Source organism: Algoriella sp., from assembly GCF_036647415.1.
Taxonomy (GTDB): domain Bacteria; phylum Bacteroidota; class Bacteroidia; order Flavobacteriales; family Weeksellaceae; genus Empedobacter.
This window is the reverse complement of record NZ_JAVXKG010000024.1, coordinates 37,641-54,171: the sequence shown is the minus strand read 5'-3', so window position 1 is coordinate 54,171 and position 16,531 is coordinate 37,641. Positions and strand designations below refer to the sequence as shown.

Here is a 16,531-nt window from a genome sequence, read left to right as displayed (position 1 = left end):
AAAATGAGCAATTTGCTTGAACGTACCGAAATTGAACTTCGTTCAAATTCTTCCCGTTCTTCGCAAATACAAGACTCGTTATGCAACATTTTATACAAACTCTCGTCAATAAAATAAAAAATGGAGAATAAGAAAATTGTTTATGTGAAGCTGGGAATCTTAATCTTTTGTAATTTGATTATCGCTTTAACTGTATATTTTTCTTATCAGTACGACAATATTTTTGCAATTTTCATCTATATAATTTTCGGAATAATTTCCCTTTTCCAATTCTTAAATATTATAAAAAGTAAACATAAAATAGGAATAGGAATCTCTCTGCTTTCATTCTTAACAATCATTTCAATTTATAGCTTTTTTGAAGATATGATTAATGAAAACTCATTTTTAAAAGCAAATATGCACGGAACTTATATTGACTTAAAAAACAACAACACTTACATAATCAAATCAGGGAGTTGGGCATCCAAAATCCATTATTATGGAAAGTATAACTTTAACGCAATAGATTCCGTAATTACTCTTGATAAAAACATAAATAATGGAACAATAAATTCTCGGAAAATGAAAATCAAAAAGTTTAAAAACTACATTATCAATGACAATAAATATCACAAATTTTTAATTCAGCTTGACAATGATAATAAAGAAATAAAAAACCTCGATGAAAATTGGAAATATTATAGATTCGAAATAGAATAAAAAAACGTCGCATAACAAGGGTTTGGCGCAATGGCGGGGGAAGTGCTTAGTTGAAGTTTCGGCTTTTATTCCGCAAAAAAGCCAATTACATTGACTTTTTTCTTAAATTTATTCAATTAATTGACTTTTGCTTACTGTGTCGCTAAATTGAAACTTTCCGCTTCAATTTCCGCCACTGACGCCAAGCCTAAAAACGTTATACGACAGCTTTCAACAGCGTTTCGTAAAATACAAAATCAAGAAATGAACGATTTAAAAAAATATAAATCTGAAATAAAAGTGTTAGGATTTACAACAATTGAAAGCATTTATTCAACTAAAGAAGTTCAGAAAATCATCGATACAATTGATCAAGTTGACACTTCTAAAGACACTTTTAGAAAATCAAGTGATTTATTTGCAATTCGTCAATTTTTAAAAGAAGTTCCTGAAACTGAAAACTTGATTTTTAATGAAAAGCTTAAGGAAATTATTAAAGAATTTTTCGGTGAAAATTATTTTGTAATCAAGAGTATATATTTTGACAAACCAGAAACCTCAAACTGGTATGTTTCTTATCATCAAGACTTAACTATTTCAGTTGACAAAAAATTAGAATTGGAAAATTTTGGATTTTGGACAACTAAACAAAATCAGTTTGCAGTTCAACCTCCAATAGAAATATTGGAAAACATTTTTACTATACGAATTCATTTAGATGATACTGATGAAAATAATGGAGCTTTAAATGTCATTGAGAAATCACATTTAAAGAAAATATATCGACCTGAAAATATTGATTGGGAAATTGAAAATGAGACAACCTGTAATGTGAATAAAGGAGGAATTATGATTATGAAACCATTAATATTACATAGCTCAAGTCGAACAATAAATAACAAAAAAAGACGAATAATTCATATTGAATTTTCAGACATTAATCTTCCAAACGAACTTAATTGGTCTGAAAAACTAGAAATCAAAAAAGCCGTCGTATAACATGGGTTTAGCGCAATGGCGGGTTAAGTGATTATTGAAAGTTTCGGCTTTCTATTCCGCAAAAGCCAATTACATTGACTTTTTTTCTTAAATTTATTCAATGAATTGGCTTTTGCTTACCGTGTCGCTAAATTGAAACTTTTCGCTTCAATTTCCGCCACTGACGCCAAGCCCCAAAACGTTAGCAAAAACCATTAAAAATATTTCGTGAAAAAATTACTTTCAATTTTATTTCTCATAATTTCAATTACAAATTTATATTCTCAAGAAACTAATCTCGATGTGATAATTTCTTCTGATAATTCAATAAAGTATGGCCAAAACTTAATTTTAGAAATTACATTAATAAATAATTCTAATTCACCTCAAAAATTTTTATTTGATAAACCGAAAACTAACACTAATGGACCATGGGATACTACATTAAATATTGTTGATACCAAAACAAAAACTTCTGTATTAAAATACCAAAATAAAGCTATACTATCATCTAATGCTTATAAACAAGAACAATTGAAAGATTACTATTATATTTTAAAACCAGGCGATAAAATAACTAAAAAATTTGATGTATTAGATTTGGTAGTTTTAGACTCGCCTAATCAAAGTATTAATGTAGGAACTTATGAATTACAGCTATATTTTGGTAACAACCAATCTAATAAATTTACTCTTAATGTAACTAAATAATGGCTTCTGCTAACATTGTTTTTGCGAAAAACGGGCTGAAAGTAAACTTTCTGCCCAGATTTTTCCAAACGCAAAATTGCTTTTATGAAAACTTCTGCATAAATTAGTTTCATAAAATGAGCAATTTGCTTGAACGTACGAAATTGAACTTCGTTCAAATTCTTCCCGTTCTTCGCAAATACAAGGCTCGTTATCTGTAATAGCAAAATGACTGACACACAAATAATTGAAGTTATCCAAAGTGAATTAGAAAATAAAAAATTTGGAGTAACAGAACAAATTTTAGAAATTCATAATCCTATTTTTATTGGGGATAAAATTCAAATTGAAAATATTATCAGAAATGAGAATAAAATTCGTGTTTACATTCCAATAGAAAACGAAAAATTTTATTTGACTTTTTATATAAATTCAAAAAATAAAGAGATATTAGGAATAGAGACAGATCCTTATATTTCAATTTATTTTAAAGCAACCTCTGAAGAATTAAATGAGAAAGATTTATCAAATTTCACAAACTTAAAAATTACAAAAAGTTGGAATAAAGGAGATAAACAAGGAAAAAATGGAATTTATAAATTTAGCTGCGTAATAATAGAACCGAATCAAAAACCCAATGATTTCTATTCAAAAATTGCAGAATTAATTGATGAACTAAAAAGAGACAAAATTGGAATTCAAAAATTAATAGAAAAAGCAAATGGATATATTCAAGTCGTAATGGAATTTCATAATGGGAATGGAATGATAGGAGGTCCTAATTTAACCGAAAAAATCATTAAATCTTTAAGCGATTTAAATTTATCAATAGATTTTGATTTATATATTTCTGGAAATGAATACAAATCGTAATTGCTACTACAGATAACATAGGTTTTGCAAAATGCGGGGTTTCGTACAAAATTGAACTTTTATCTATTTATTCCGCAAAATGCTTTTCATATTGTTTTTTTCCTTAATTTAGACAATAAGAAAAAGCATTTGCTACGTTTTGGAATTATTGAACTTTCAGTCCAAAAATTCCCGCACTTCGCAAAGCCTTTTTCCGTTACCTGCAATGCAAACGTGAGTTTAGAAAACCATTATGACAACATCAGAAATTATAAAAATCGTTATAGGAATAATAGCTTCTTTAGGAGGAGGAGGAGCAATTGTAATAGGATTATCTAATTATTTAGGACAATTTTTGGCAAAAAGATATGAGGAAAAAATAAAAGCCAAATTCCAAAATGAAATTAACGAATATCAAACTCAACTTGATATTCTTAAACAAACTACAATTAGATATTCAGATAAACAATTTGAGCATTACAGTAAATTATGGGCAAGTCTATATGATCTTAAAGTTCTTGCTGACGAGCTATGGCAACAGGCGACATCAACCAAACTAGAAAGGTTTTCAAGACAATTAAGATTGACTAAGACTGAAATTGAAAAAGCATCATTATTTATTGAGGAATCACACTATAAAGAATTGATTGATACAATTAAATATTTTTCAGAATATCAAATTGGCAAATCTGATTTAATTAATTATAGGCGTAATAACTATTTTGAAGATAACCAAGTACAACAAATGATTTCAATAAACCTTAGCAAAAAAATCGAATATGAAAAACTGATATTAGTTATAAAAGCTGATTTAAAAAAACAAATTGGTGGAAAATAAATTAATATTCAAAAGCACTACAGGTAACATGGGTTTGGCGCAATGGCGGGTTAAGCTATAAATTGAAAGTTTCGGCTTTCTATATCGCAAAAAGCCAATTACATTGACTTTTTTTCTTAAATTCATTCAATGAATTGGCTTTTGCTTACCGTGTCGCAAAATTGAAACTTTTCGCTTCAATTTCCGCCACTGACGCCAAGCCCCGAAACGTTACCTGCAATATTACAAATCCGTAAATAAATATTATGATTCCAAATATTTTTATAAGTTCAACTATCGCAGATTTAAATCATTTAAGAGATTCTATAAGAGACCAAATAAGCGACTTAGGATTTAATCCAATAATGAGCGAATATGGAGATATAGGTTATTTACCGTCATCTTCTGCGGAGGACTCTTGTTATATTGCTTTAAAAGATTGCCATATCGCAATTTTTATAATTGGAAAAAGATATGGCAGTCTATCAAATGATGGATTAAGTATTACGCATAAAGAATTTAGAACAACTAAAGATAAAGGAATACCTATAATATTCTTAATAAATGAAGAAGTTCAAAGTTTTAAGAAGATTTATGAAGCAAACAAAGAAAATTCTGAAACTTTAAATTTACCTGGTATGGATTCCCCATCTAAATTATTCAGTTTCGTTGATGAATTTACGAGTTCAAATTCCAATAATGGTTATTTAACTTACAATAATGTACAATCAGCTAAATTAAATTTAAAAAAACAACTAGCGCATATTTTTGCTGATTTATTAACAAAAGAGTTTGATCAAACAAGGAATGAAATTAAAGATATTCTTTCTGAGATTACTACTCTAAGACATATGCTAATTAAAGATGAGCAAGATGTAGCTCGAAAATTCTCTGTAGCTTTTAGATTTTTATTAAATGAAGAAAACAGGTATTTAAAAGATGTAACAGAGGTAGTTGCTGGTTCATTAGAAGAAGGATTACCCACACTTTTGAAACAAGCAAAACTATCAGAATTTTTAGAACATTATAATGTAGATTTTAAAATATTTGATAGCAAAATATTACACGAAAAATATGGATTACTTAGTGCTAGTGAAGATTTCCATAAAAAAGGAATAAAGTCAATTTATTATGGTTCTTTACCTCACAAAACTCTAAAAACAAAAGCTGCGTTTGGCAAAAAAGCTGAGTATGATTTACAACCTATTTCAGATGAGGATAATAGTATTATTTATGTTGTGGGCGAAAAATTATTTTACACAAATAAAAATGGTGAAATTTTAATAGAGGAAATGTTTTTAAGATTAAAAAATATTACACAATAATACTGCCATAGGTTTTGCAAAATGCGGGGTTCGTACAAAATTAAACTTCCTGCATTTATTCCGCAAAATGCTTTTCATATTGTTTTTTTCCTTAATATAGACAATAAGAAAAAGCATTTGCTACGTTTTGGAATTATTGAACTTTCAGTTCTCAAATTCCCGCACTTCGCAAAACCTTTTTCCGTTAGCCGTAATTTAAAAAAAACATTATCCATTAAATGATATATAATTATTGTAATTCTAATTATGTTAGAAATTTAAAACTTTCCTGCAATTTTTCTGACTTAAATAAATTAGATTCTTACAGAATTAGAAATGATACTTTTTCAATAGAAATTTTTCATTGTAAGAAATGTAATGGATTATGGAAAAGAACAGAATTTAATGATTATGAAAAATGGTTACAAGTTGGAGAAGTTACTGTTAATCAAAATGATTATATAACATTTGATAATGTTGGATATTATCCAATAGAATATTTTGAAGTTGACGAAGCATATATTTATGATAATTCAATCTTTTGTGGCAACCCAAAGGAATTTAGAAAATATCACGGATTAACCTGTTCTCCTAAAACATTAAAACTGATTGAGAAAATAAACGAAAAGGACATAGGTTCCTATTCGACAAAAACAGAAAGATTTATTTGTTCAAAATGTGGAACTAAATGGGAACTAAATGAAGAATATGATTCTCATCACGGATATGCTAGAAGTGCGAAAAAAATATAAAAACTACGGCTAACGCTCGTCGGATTTGTGATAGTCCAAAATTTAGTAACGAAGTTACGTGAATTTTGGATTTCTCAAATCCTATGATGTACGCAGTTCGAGCGATAGCGAAGAATTGCGCTACATCATAGGATTTGAGAAAAAACGGGCTGAAAGTAAACTTTCTGCCCAGCTTTTTCCACCCGCAAAATTGCTTTTATGAAAACTTATAATTAAATTAGTTTCATAAAATGAGCAATTTGCTTGAACGTACGAAATTGAACTTCGTTCAAATTCTCCCCCGTTCTTCGCAAATACAAGACTCGTTGTACGACATTTTAAAAACTACCACTATGAAAAATAATTATTTTGTTTTACTATTTTTATCAGCTTTTCAAATTGGATTTACACAAACTACATTCGGAAATGAACAAATTATTGAAGGAAATAAAGATTTTGTTCGAGTTCATTCTGGTGATATTGATGGTGACGGTGATCAAGATGTGATTGCTGGATCTGGAATACTAAAATGGTACGAAAATGATGGTACTGGAAAATTTATTAGTAGTCGTTCCATAGATATACAAGGAGCTTTACAAACTATCTATTTAACAGATTTGGATGGTGATAATGATTTAGATATTTTATGTGAATCTAGAAATATGTCAGACAATAAAATAGTTTGGTTTGCTAATGATGGTCGCGGAAATTTTAGCTCAGAAAAAATAATTACTAATCAAGTTATTTCTACGCATTGTGTATATGCGGCAGATCTTGATAATGATGGTGATAATGATGTTTTATCTGCCTCTGTTATCGATGATAAAATTGCGTGGTATGAGAATGAGGGAAATGGAAATTTTAGTTCTCAAAAAATTATTTCTTCAACAGTAGATGGCGCAAGTACTATTTATGCATCTGATATAGATGGAGACGGAGACTTAGATATTATTGCAGGCGGAGCTTACGATGGCTCAATATGTTGGTTTGAAAACATAGATGGCAAAGCTACTTTTGGTTCTAAAAAAATAATTTCAGGAGCAAGTCAACTTCAATTTGCTTACACAGCAGATTTAGACAATGATGGTGACCAAGATATTTATTTTGCAGCACTAATGTATGGAGAAATTGGATGGATTAGAAATAATGGAAATGGAAATTTCAGTACAATTAATTTAATTGATTATGAATCAAAAGCTACCGATGTGTTTGCACAAGATATTGATAATGATGGAGATTTAGATATTATTTCATCTGCTGATAATGGAAATTTATCTTGGTTTGAGAATAATGGTTTAGGTGAATTTGGAGAACAAATAATAATTTCAGATACAAATAACAGAAGTGTTTATTCAACGGATTTAAATGGTGATGGAAAATATGATATCTTAACAGCATCTTTTTATGCAAAAAGAGTTTCTTGGTATGAAAATAAAGGTTTTTTACAAACAAATGAATCAACTTCTAAAACTTCTATATTAATATATCCAAATCCTACCAAAAATATTTTAAACATTTTATCTGATGAAAAAATTGAAACTATAGAAATTATTAATTCTTCTGGTCAAAAAATATTAAATTTTTATAATGTTAATAAAATTGACATTTCAAATCTAACCTACGGTATTTATTTCATTAAAATTCGAGATAATATTGGAAATATTACCATAAAAAAAATACAAAAGCAATAAAAAAACGTCGTACAATATTGTATTTGAGAAAAACGGGCTGAAAGTAAACTTTCTGCCCAGCTTTTTCCCCACGCAAAATTGCTTTTATGAAAACTTATAATTAAATTAGTTTCATAAAAAGAGTAATTTGCTTGAACGTACCGAACTTGAACTTCGTTCAAATTCTCCCCCGTTCTTCGCAAATACAAGACTCGTTATGCGTCAGCTAACCACAACGAAATAAAACAAATGAATGATTTTTATATAAACGAAAGACACGAAATTTATGTTTTGCTAGGATTATCTTTTTTGTTCCTAATTCCAATAATTTTGGTTGGAAAAAAATATGAAATTATAAAGCGAGTCTCATTTATAAATTTATTAAAAGTCATAAATAAATCATTTTACTATCAAATTATCATCTGTATTTTGGGTCTAATAGCCACTTTTATAATGCAAAAAAGTTTCTACATTAGCCAAAATGGAATTGATTTATTATTTATAGAACTCATCTTTTCCTTTTCGCTTTTTTTAATTTTGTATTTGCCTATAATTGGAATATTAAATATTTTCGGCCTCCTAAAAAGACAACGAAAAACCTAATCATTTGTCAAAAATTACAAGTTTCAAATAGAATAACATAGAAAGGTTTTGCTTAATACAAAATATAGATGCTAAAATAGCCGAACGCATAACGCTCGTCGGATTTGTGAATATCATAGGATGTAATCCGACGAGCGATGTAGCGCGATTCATAGCGGAGCGAAGAATTGCGCTACATCATTGTTTTTGCGAAAAAACGGGCTGAAAGTAAACTTTCTGCCTATATTTTTCCGCCCGCAAAATTGCTTTTATGAAAACTTCTGCATAAATTAGTTTCAGAAAATGAGCAATTTGCTTGAACGTACGAAATTGAACTTCGTTCAAATTCTACCCCGTTCTTCGCAAATACAAGGCTCGTTAGCTGCAACATTCCCCAACGAAAACTTCAATGAAATGAAAAAACTATTTTTAACATTTTTAATCAGTTTAATATTTGCTTGTTCACAAAAAAACAATAAAGATGAGAACGTAATTTCAATAACAATAAAAAAAGATGAGTCAATAAATCTTAACTCATTAGGAAATCCAATAATTGTAACGTTAAAAAATAATTCAAATAAAATTTTCCCTATTTGGATAATGAGTTGTAACTATAATAAAAACTTCATTACTAATAATAAAAACATAGAATTCCCAGCAATTGATTGCGACAAAAATATTCCAAAACTTTACAATTTAAATCCTTTAGAGGAAAAAGAAATTAAACTATATGTAATTTATAGTGTTGGCTTACCAAAGCAAAAATTCAAGATTGGTTTTCTCATGAATAAAGAATTTTCTACCGTCGAGAAATATCAAAATGAAATAAGCAATAAAGAAAACTTAAAAATCATTTGGAGCAATCAACTTTCAATATAAATGCTGCAGCTAACAGCGGTTTGGCTTAATAGCTACAATTTCATTTCAAAACAACTACCGATTTTCCACTGGAAAATCTTATCTTAGCAAGAAAATATCCGTTCCACTAAGTCGCTACTGCGCCAAGCCGCGGAACGTTAGCAGCAATTTTCTCCAACTACTCGTAATAAAGTGAAAGAACTTTCAATAAAATATAACAAATCAAAAGTTTTTAAATATTTTGGTTTATCAATAATCTTAATTATAATTTTCGGGTTTATAACTTTTAATTATGAATATTTCGCACATCGAAAACCTTCTTCTACTGGAAGACATAGATGGGTTGGAGAACTATTTTATGAAAGAGAAAATTTGCTATTAGGATTTACTATATTTCTCAATCTTATTTTTTTATTGATGATTTTTGATTCATTACTTATGTTAATTCGAGGTAAACTAGAATTGAAAGTAGGAAATGGAATTATCTATAAAAATGGAAAATATTTTGTAGAGCAAAAAGATATAAGTAAAATGGAATTATTCGACAGTAACAACAACTCCGCAATTTTAATTTATTTAAGATCATTGGAAAATGTCATAAATAAGCGTTCATCTTTCTTGGATAAATTATTAATCAGAGGGTTTTTACTTATAAACAGAAATAAAATACAAATAAGATTAAGTTTTTTGGAAAACGACAAAAAAAATTATAAAAGAATTAGTAAATTTTTAGTGCAATAAAAAAACTACAGCTAACATAGGTTTCGCAAAATGCTTTTCATATTGTTTTTTTTCTTAATTTAGACAATAAGAAAAAGCATTTGCTACGTTTTGGAATTATTGAACTTTCAGTTCTAAAATTCCCGCACTTCGCAAAGCTTCGGCTCGTTAGCTATAACTTTTCAAAACTGCTCATAAAATTGAAAACTTTATCACTCAATTTTGATAAAATCAAAATATTAAAATATTTAGGAATTGCTCTAATTTTCCTTATGATTTTTGGATTCATAATGTTTAACGCAAATGAATTAACTTCTAAAGTACCCAATGGAAGTAGCCGATACAACTGAGTTGGAAGATTATTTTATCAAAAGCCAGAATTACTATTTATATTTAGTTTTATAATTAATTTATTTGTTTGTCTCTTGGTAATAGACCTTTTATCAATGTTGATCCAAGGAAAAATGGAGTTATCAAAAAGTAACGGAATCATATATAGAAATGGATAGTATTTTGTAGCTCAAAATGACATAATTAAAACCGATTTTCTTTATAGCAATAAAAATTCTGCAATTTTCATATTTTTAAAATCTACAGATAACGTTAAAAAATTGAGAGAATCATTCTTAGAAAAATTACAACTAAAATTATTTCTTTTACTAAACAAAAATAAAATACAAATACGATTAACATTTTTGGAAAAAAATACACAAAATTTCAAAACTGTAGAAGCATTTATCAAGGAATAAAAAACTACAGCTAACATAAATTTATCTAAAACCAATGTTAAATATATAATAGGAAATTTCACATATTTAACTATCAATATTTTTTATTTTATACTTTTTTTTTCTATAACTTAGTCATAGTGTTTAAAATAAACAACTTCCTAAATCTGAAAAATAAATTAGAAAAAAAATGAATGATGACTTATTAACATTCGCGAAAAATTTTAGAAACTCTTACAGAAGCAGTATACCATCAGCTGGTACTCCAGATGTTTTTGCTGAAATAAAAAAGGTTAATATTCCGTCAAAAGACGCTGAATATGATATTCCTGTAAATTTTTATATACCAAAAGTTGTAGATTCAGAATCTTTACCTGTTGTAGTTTTTGCTCACGGTGGATGTTTTATTTCTGGCGATTTGGAAACGCACGCTGTTATGGCACACACTATTGCAAATGGTGCGAAAGCTATTGTGGCTTATGTTGACTACCGTTTAGCTCCTGAACATCCTTTTCCTACGGGATTAAATGATTTTTATACTACAATAGAGTGGATTTCTAGCAATGCGACTCAAATAGGTGCAGATGCCAACAAAATTGCAGTTTGTGGAGATAGTGCAGGTGCCAATTTTGCTACAGTTGCGGCTATGATGGCAAGAGATAAAAATGGACCTAAAATTATAGGACAATGGTTGATATATATTTATGCTGCAAGTTTGGAAGCAAATACGCCGTCTTGGAACAAATTAGGTGAAACATACTTCCCTACCAAAGAAGTATTTATCAATAGTATAGATGCATATGTGCCAAACGTATCAGAAAGAGATTCTTTATATATTGCTCCTTTAGATGGTAATCATAAAAATCTTCCGCCAGCATTTATCCAAGTAGGAGAATTAGATCCTTTGTCTGATGAAAATGTAGCTTATAATAATGCATTAATACAAGCAGGCGTAAAATCAGAAGTACATGTATATGATAAACAAACGCACGGTTTTATTCAATTTTTTAAAGCTAGTGAACAAAATACAGAAGGTTTAAAAGCTATCAATGACGGAATTGATTTTCTTAACTCTTTATTTAAAGATTAAATTAATAAACATACTAAAAGCAATTATTTAATTAGAATAATAAATAAAAGGAGGAGTTTTAAATTTCTCCTTTTTGTTTAACTTCTTAGTAAAGTCATTTTTCCGTTTTTTAGCATAAAGTATTCGAAATAAAGGTTCTCAAAATTTGATTGATAAAATACTACAAATTCGAATTTTTGATATTTAATTATACTAAAGGTAAATCAATTTTAAAACCAACGCCTCGTATAGATTCAAATTTTATTGTTTCGTCATACTGAAAATATTTACGCATTCGCGACATAAAAACATCTAAACTTCTTCCCATAAAATAATCATTTTCGCCCCAAATAGTTTCCAAAATCTCTTTTCTTGTTACCAATTTATGATTATGTAGAATAAAATAATTTAATAATTCAACTTCTTTTTCGGTTAGCTGAAATTCATTTTTATCAAAGGATAAACTCATCTGATTTCTATTAAAATTATAATTTCCAATCCAAACTATTTCTTCTAAAACAGGTTGATTACGCTTCAAAATATTTTTTATTCGTAAAACTAATTCTTCAGGATCACACGGTTTTGTAATGTAATCGTCCGCTCCAATTTTCAAACCCAAAACGCGATCAAAACTTTGCCCTTTCGCCGTTAAAAATAAATAAGGAATATTAAGCTGATCTTTTAATTGATTCGCCAAAGAAAATCCATCAATTTGAGGCATCATAACATCTAAAATCAAAAGTTTAGAGGTTTGTAATACAGTTAAATCGTCCAGAAATTTCTGAGGATGATCAAACCAAATCACCTCAAAATCAGAAAATTCAAGATATTGTTTCAAAACCATTCCCAAATCTTGATCATCTTCTACTAAGATTAATTTAGTTTTCATTCGGTAACTCAATTAAAAATTCAACACCTTTTTCTATATTATTTTGCACTTTTATTGTGCCATTATACCGTGTAACATTATTTTTTACCAAATACAAACCAACACCCAAACCATTTACATTTTGGTTGATAGAACGATCTACACGATAATATTTGTCAAAAATAAAAGGTAAATCTTTGGTAGGAATTCCAATTCCGTCATCTGAAAATTTAAGTTTTATTTGTTTCGAAAATTCAAAATCTAATTCAATTTTAGATGCGCCATACTTCACTGAATTTTCTATCAAATTCTGAAAAATTTGTTGAAAATCTGAAAATTTCAAATGTGAATTCTTATTAAATTTCATTGAGAAAATAAACTGAATAGCTGGAAATTCTAATTTTATTTGTTGAATTAATTCGAACAAATTTGTTTCGCTTATCAACTCATTTTCATTTTGTTCTTTCAAGAAAATAGAATCAACCGTATTTTCTATTCTTCCTATTTGACGATTTAACATATCTTTCGTCTCAGGATTATTTACTTGTTGCAACGCAAATTTCATCGTCGTAATTGGCGTGTTCAATTCATGCGCAATAGAGTCTATTGTTAAATGTAATTGATTAATTTTCTCTTCTTGTTTAGATAGATTTTGCATACTTTTCCAATATAAAAAAACAATTATTGCAACAATTAATAAGCTAATCACTATCAAAGGAATTATTTTTTTCAAGATTAAGAACCTCAAATTCAATAGTTCAAAATCTGTTTTTGATTTTATTTTATATTTATGTCGCTCGTTTTTATCAACTCCAAAATCCGAATCCTTCTCATTTTTAACATCATCAGATGTCCAAATACTTTGATTGATATTGGTCGGATTCTTCATTTTTTTTGAAGATTGATAAATAACCATCGGTTTATTTGGCAATAATTCTTTGTGATTAATATCGTCAAAAATTGAATAAATATCTGATTTCAGCGCTATTTCAAGATCTTTTCCTTTTGAATAATTCGTCAAAAGAGAATCTACTATTAATGTATAATTCGTGAACTTATTTCCCATTTTAAGGCGAATTACATTCAATTCATCATATTGCTTTCCATTTTCGTGTGATAATTTCTTAAAATCATCAATCAATTTATCTTCATCCACATTATTTTGCAAACGATTCATTTCGTTCGCAACTTTCAAGGCAATTTGCGAAGCTTCATTTTTTAAGTTTTTCTCTTCTAACCGATACGAATTAAAGATATAATAACCTTGTAATGCGATTAAAATCAACAATACAAAAGCAAATAAAATAGAATAATATTTTTTGGGAAAATTCATATTCAAAAATACATTGTTTTTCTACACAAAATTCACATTAACCAATCGTTAACCGTTCATTAACCAACTATAAAACCTTTTAAATTGAGCTTTGTAAAAAATAATAACGATGAAAATCATTCTGTACATCTTCACATTAACAACAAGTTTTATTTCCGCTCAAAACATTACAACAAAACTTATAGATGATGAAAATAAACCATTATCTGCAATTTCTATTGAAGTTGAAACCTCATCTAAAAAAAATTATGATTTGACTTCTGATAAAAATGGAGATTTTAATTTTGAACTTGAACAAGCTTCTTCTTTTACAATTTACATAAAAGAATTTGGTTATCAAGAATTTGAACAAAAATTTAAAACAAATGAGATTAAATTTCCTCTAACTATTTTATTAAAAAAAGATGAAACAATTAATCTAAAAGATGTTGTTGTTTCAGCTCAAAAACCATTGGTAAAACGTAAAATAGATCGATTAGAATTTAATGTTGAAAATACGCCTTTACAAAATTTAAGCGCTTGGGATATTGTAAAAAACACGCCGAATGTTTTGGTAAAAAACGATCAATTAAGTGTAAGAGGAAATACTCAAATCTTAGTCACAATAAACGATAAAAAAACATTGATGACACAAGATGAATTGAAGCAATTATTAGAAAACACAGACGGTTCAACGGTTTCTTCTATTGAAGTTATTACAAATCCTCCTGCAAAATATGAAGCATCTGGAAGCGCAATTATCAATATCAAAATGAAGAAAAATGTACTTTCTGGTTATAAAGGTCAATTATCTACGCGTTATCATCAAGCAACTTACGCCAAAGGAATGCTCGGCACTTCGCAATCTTACAATAAAGATAAATGGCAATTAAGCGGAAGTTATTATTTTGTGAACGGAAAATATATGCGCAAAAATTTTGATGTAACGACTTACGAAGAAGCAAAAACTCGCTGGGAAAGTGACATGACGAGAAGAACTGTTGCAAAAGAACAACATGTTTACAATTTTGCTTCTCAATATTCAATAGATAGTTTGCAGTATCTTCAATTTGGGTTTAACGGATACAATAATCCTGCTTCTATCGGGAATTATAAAGTTCCAACTACTATTTACAACACAGTAAATAATCAAGAAGAATCAAATTATTTGACACAAAATCATCGCAAAGAATTTTCGAATAGTTTTAATGCTTATTTAGCGTATGATAAAAAGTTTGGAAAACATAATTTAACTTGGACAAATAATTTCAGTACTCGTTATTACAAAGAGAATCAAAATGTTTTGACTCAATTAAATTTTAAAGATAAACCGTATGAAGAAAATCGATTTTTGAGCGCTGCACTTCAGAAATTGAATCTATTTTCTACACAAATTGATTACACCTACAATCAAGAAAATTATGGATTAGAAGCTGGTTCTAAATATAGTTTTGTACAAAATAATAATGATCTTGATTTTTATGAATCTATCAATAATATCATCGAATATCAACCCGAAAAAAGTAATATTTTTGATTACAAAGAACAAATTTTCGCTTTGTATTTTTCTGGAAATTACAAATGGAAAAAATGGGAAGCAAAAGCTGGATTGAGAACAGAAACCGCTTGGATTAATACAATTTCAGATAATCCGAATGCTAAAAATAAACGAACAGACACAGAGATTTTTCCGACTTTATATGTGATGTATAATTTTGAAAATGCAGGACAAATTGGTTTAAATTATGGAAAACGTATTGATAGACCTAATTATAATTTCTTGAATCCTTCGAAATCTTATTATAATTTATTTTCTTATTTTCAGGGCGATGCGAATGCTATTTCTACGATTATTCATAATTTGAGTTTGACCTATACACTGAAAGATTGGAATTTTGAAACGTATTATCGTTATGAAAAAAATCCTGCAATGGAAATCTCCATTCAAAATCCTGAAACTTTTGAAACCGTTTATCATTTTACCAATATCAAAAATGGCGAAGCTTTTGGTATAAATCTTTCGAAAAATTTTACACTAAAACCGTGGTGGAAACTAAATTTATTTGCAATGACAGAATATAATCAGAATTATTATTTTGGACCAGATCAATTGCAATACAAGAATGACGTTATTTTTTACAATCTAAATCTTAGTACACAAATCAATTTGGACAAAGCAAAAACATTCAATATTTCGGCTGGATATATTTACAATTCCGAAGCCATACAGGGATCATTTAACATCAGTTCTTCACAGAATACATATCTTATTTTGAACAAGAAATTTTGGGAGAAAAAATTTGAAATTGGTTTAACTTTTAATGATATTTTCAGAACAGATCGCAATACAATTTCTACGAAATATGCGAATCAGAATCAAGATTTCAAAGATTATCGCGACACGCAATATTTTATTTTGAATTTGAAATATAATTTCGGAAATCAGAAAGTAAAAGACACAAAACAAGCGAAGAAAACTACGGAACAAAATAGAATTTAATTCCATTTCATTTTTAATATTTTAGGCAAATAATTATCTATAAAAAATTAGTATTAACATTAATTATTCACATAACACATTCATTTATAGGTTTGTTTTCTGATTTTTATTTTCGATGTAAAATTCAAAATCAAAACTCTTAACTTAGTGTTAATATTAATTTTACACTAA

General features: G+C 28.1%; 13 protein-coding genes. 11 read left to right on the top strand and 2 right to left on the bottom strand.

The genetic code is table 11. The features are described 5' to 3' along the window. The first annotated feature begins 120 nt into the window (after nt 1–120). The 10 genes from RSC72_RS10805 (at nt 121) to RSC72_RS10760 (ending at nt 11,701) form a co-directional block, all read left to right on the top strand. The gene (locus tag RSC72_RS10805) at nt 121–702 is read left to right on the top strand and encodes a hypothetical protein (RefSeq protein WP_332566380.1); all 582 of its coding nucleotides are present in this window, start codon (nt 121–123) and stop codon (nt 700–702) included. 243 nt (nt 703–945) lie between these two features. Beyond that, a complete protein-coding gene (locus tag RSC72_RS10800) occupies nt 946–1,680 on the top strand; it encodes a phytanoyl-CoA dioxygenase family protein (protein WP_332566379.1) in 735 nt (244 codons plus the stop codon). A 207-nt stretch (nt 1,681–1,887) separates the two neighbouring features. After that, a complete protein-coding gene (locus RSC72_RS10795; RefSeq protein ID WP_332566378.1) occupies nt 1,888–2,370 on the top strand; it encodes a hypothetical protein in 483 nt (160 codons plus the stop codon). 207 nt (nt 2,371–2,577) lie between these two features. After that, the gene (locus RSC72_RS10790; protein ID WP_332566377.1) at nt 2,578–3,222 is read left to right on the top strand and encodes a DUF4279 domain-containing protein; all 645 of its coding nucleotides are present in this window, start codon (nt 2,578–2,580) and stop codon (nt 3,220–3,222) included. Nucleotides 3,223–3,454: 232 nt separating this feature from the next. Continuing rightward, nucleotides 3,455–4,039 carry a hypothetical protein gene (locus tag RSC72_RS10785; protein ID WP_332566376.1) on the top strand — a complete coding sequence of 195 codons (585 nt, stop codon included), beginning with the start codon at nt 3,455–3,457 and terminating at the stop codon, nt 4,037–4,039. A 245-nt stretch (nt 4,040–4,284) separates the two neighbouring features. Beyond that, nucleotides 4,285–5,343, top strand: coding sequence for a DUF4062 domain-containing protein (locus tag RSC72_RS10780; protein WP_332566375.1), 1,059 nt, complete (start codon nt 4,285–4,287; stop codon nt 5,341–5,343). Nucleotides 5,344–5,561: 218 nt separating this feature from the next. Then, on the top strand, nt 5,562–6,074 hold the full coding sequence (locus RSC72_RS10775) for a hypothetical protein (protein WP_332578494.1): 513 nt from the start codon (nt 5,562–5,564) through the stop codon (nt 6,072–6,074). A gap of 332 nt (nt 6,075–6,406) precedes the next feature. Then, a complete protein-coding gene (locus tag RSC72_RS10770) occupies nt 6,407–7,744 on the top strand; it encodes a T9SS type A sorting domain-containing protein (RefSeq protein WP_332544044.1) in 1,338 nt (445 codons plus the stop codon). Between the two features lie 975 nt (nt 7,745–8,719). Then, complete coding sequence (locus RSC72_RS10765) at nt 8,720–9,184, top strand: hypothetical protein (protein WP_332544043.1); 465 nt, start codon at nt 8,720–8,722, stop codon at nt 9,182–9,184. Between the two features lie 1,617 nt (nt 9,185–10,801). Further along, the gene (locus RSC72_RS10760) at nt 10,802–11,701 is read left to right on the top strand and encodes an alpha/beta hydrolase (RefSeq protein ID WP_332544042.1); all 900 of its coding nucleotides are present in this window, start codon (nt 10,802–10,804) and stop codon (nt 11,699–11,701) included. A gap of 187 nt (nt 11,702–11,888) precedes the next feature. Here RSC72_RS10760 and RSC72_RS10755 read toward each other — a convergent pair whose 3' ends face one another. Both RSC72_RS10755 and RSC72_RS10750 read right to left on the bottom strand, forming a co-directional pair. Next, nucleotides 11,889–12,569: a response regulator transcription factor gene (locus RSC72_RS10755; protein WP_332544041.1), complete on the bottom strand. Its 681-nt coding sequence runs from the start codon at nt 12,567–12,569 to the stop codon at nt 11,889–11,891. Beyond that, complete coding sequence (locus tag RSC72_RS10750; protein WP_332544040.1) at nt 12,559–13,881, bottom strand: sensor histidine kinase; 1,323 nt, start codon at nt 13,879–13,881, stop codon at nt 12,559–12,561. Before RSC72_RS10750 ends, RSC72_RS10755 begins: the two co-directional genes overlap by 11 nt. A gap of 109 nt (nt 13,882–13,990) precedes the next feature. On the opposite strand from RSC72_RS10750, the gene RSC72_RS10745 reads away from it, so the two are divergent. Then, nucleotides 13,991–16,360, top strand: coding sequence for an outer membrane beta-barrel family protein (locus RSC72_RS10745; RefSeq protein ID WP_332544039.1), 2,370 nt, complete (start codon nt 13,991–13,993; stop codon nt 16,358–16,360). The last annotated feature ends 171 nt before the right edge of the window (nt 16,361–16,531 follow it).

What these genes read in the sequence shown, in the direction of transcription:
- RSC72_RS10805 (WP_332566380.1), top strand. Translation starts at nt 121, where the DNA reads ATGGAGAATAAGAAAATTGTTTATGTGAAGCTGGGAATCTTAATCTTT.
- RSC72_RS10745 (WP_332544039.1), top strand. Translation starts at nt 13,991, where the DNA reads ATGAAAATCATTCTGTACATCTTCACATTAACAACAAGTTTTATTTCC.
- RSC72_RS10800 (WP_332566379.1), top strand. Translation starts at nt 946, where the DNA reads ATGAACGATTTAAAAAAATATAAATCTGAAATAAAAGTGTTAGGATTT.
- RSC72_RS10760 (WP_332544042.1), top strand. Translation starts at nt 10,802, where the DNA reads ATGAATGATGACTTATTAACATTCGCGAAAAATTTTAGAAACTCTTAC.
- RSC72_RS10790 (WP_332566377.1), top strand. Translation starts at nt 2,578, where the DNA reads ATGACTGACACACAAATAATTGAAGTTATCCAAAGTGAATTAGAAAAT.
- RSC72_RS10765 (WP_332544043.1), top strand. Translation starts at nt 8,720, where the DNA reads ATGAAAAAACTATTTTTAACATTTTTAATCAGTTTAATATTTGCTTGT.
- RSC72_RS10755 (WP_332544041.1), bottom strand. Translation starts at nt 12,569, where the DNA reads ATGAAAACTAAATTAATCTTAGTAGAAGATGATCAAGATTTGGGAATG.
- RSC72_RS10780 (WP_332566375.1), top strand. Translation starts at nt 4,285, where the DNA reads ATGATTCCAAATATTTTTATAAGTTCAACTATCGCAGATTTAAATCAT.
- RSC72_RS10750 (WP_332544040.1), bottom strand. Translation starts at nt 13,881, where the DNA reads ATGAATTTTCCCAAAAAATATTATTCTATTTTATTTGCTTTTGTATTG.
- RSC72_RS10770 (WP_332544044.1), top strand. Translation starts at nt 6,407, where the DNA reads ATGAAAAATAATTATTTTGTTTTACTATTTTTATCAGCTTTTCAAATT.
- RSC72_RS10785 (WP_332566376.1), top strand. Translation starts at nt 3,455, where the DNA reads ATGACAACATCAGAAATTATAAAAATCGTTATAGGAATAATAGCTTCT.
- RSC72_RS10775 (WP_332578494.1), top strand. Translation starts at nt 5,562, where the DNA reads ATGATATATAATTATTGTAATTCTAATTATGTTAGAAATTTAAAACTT.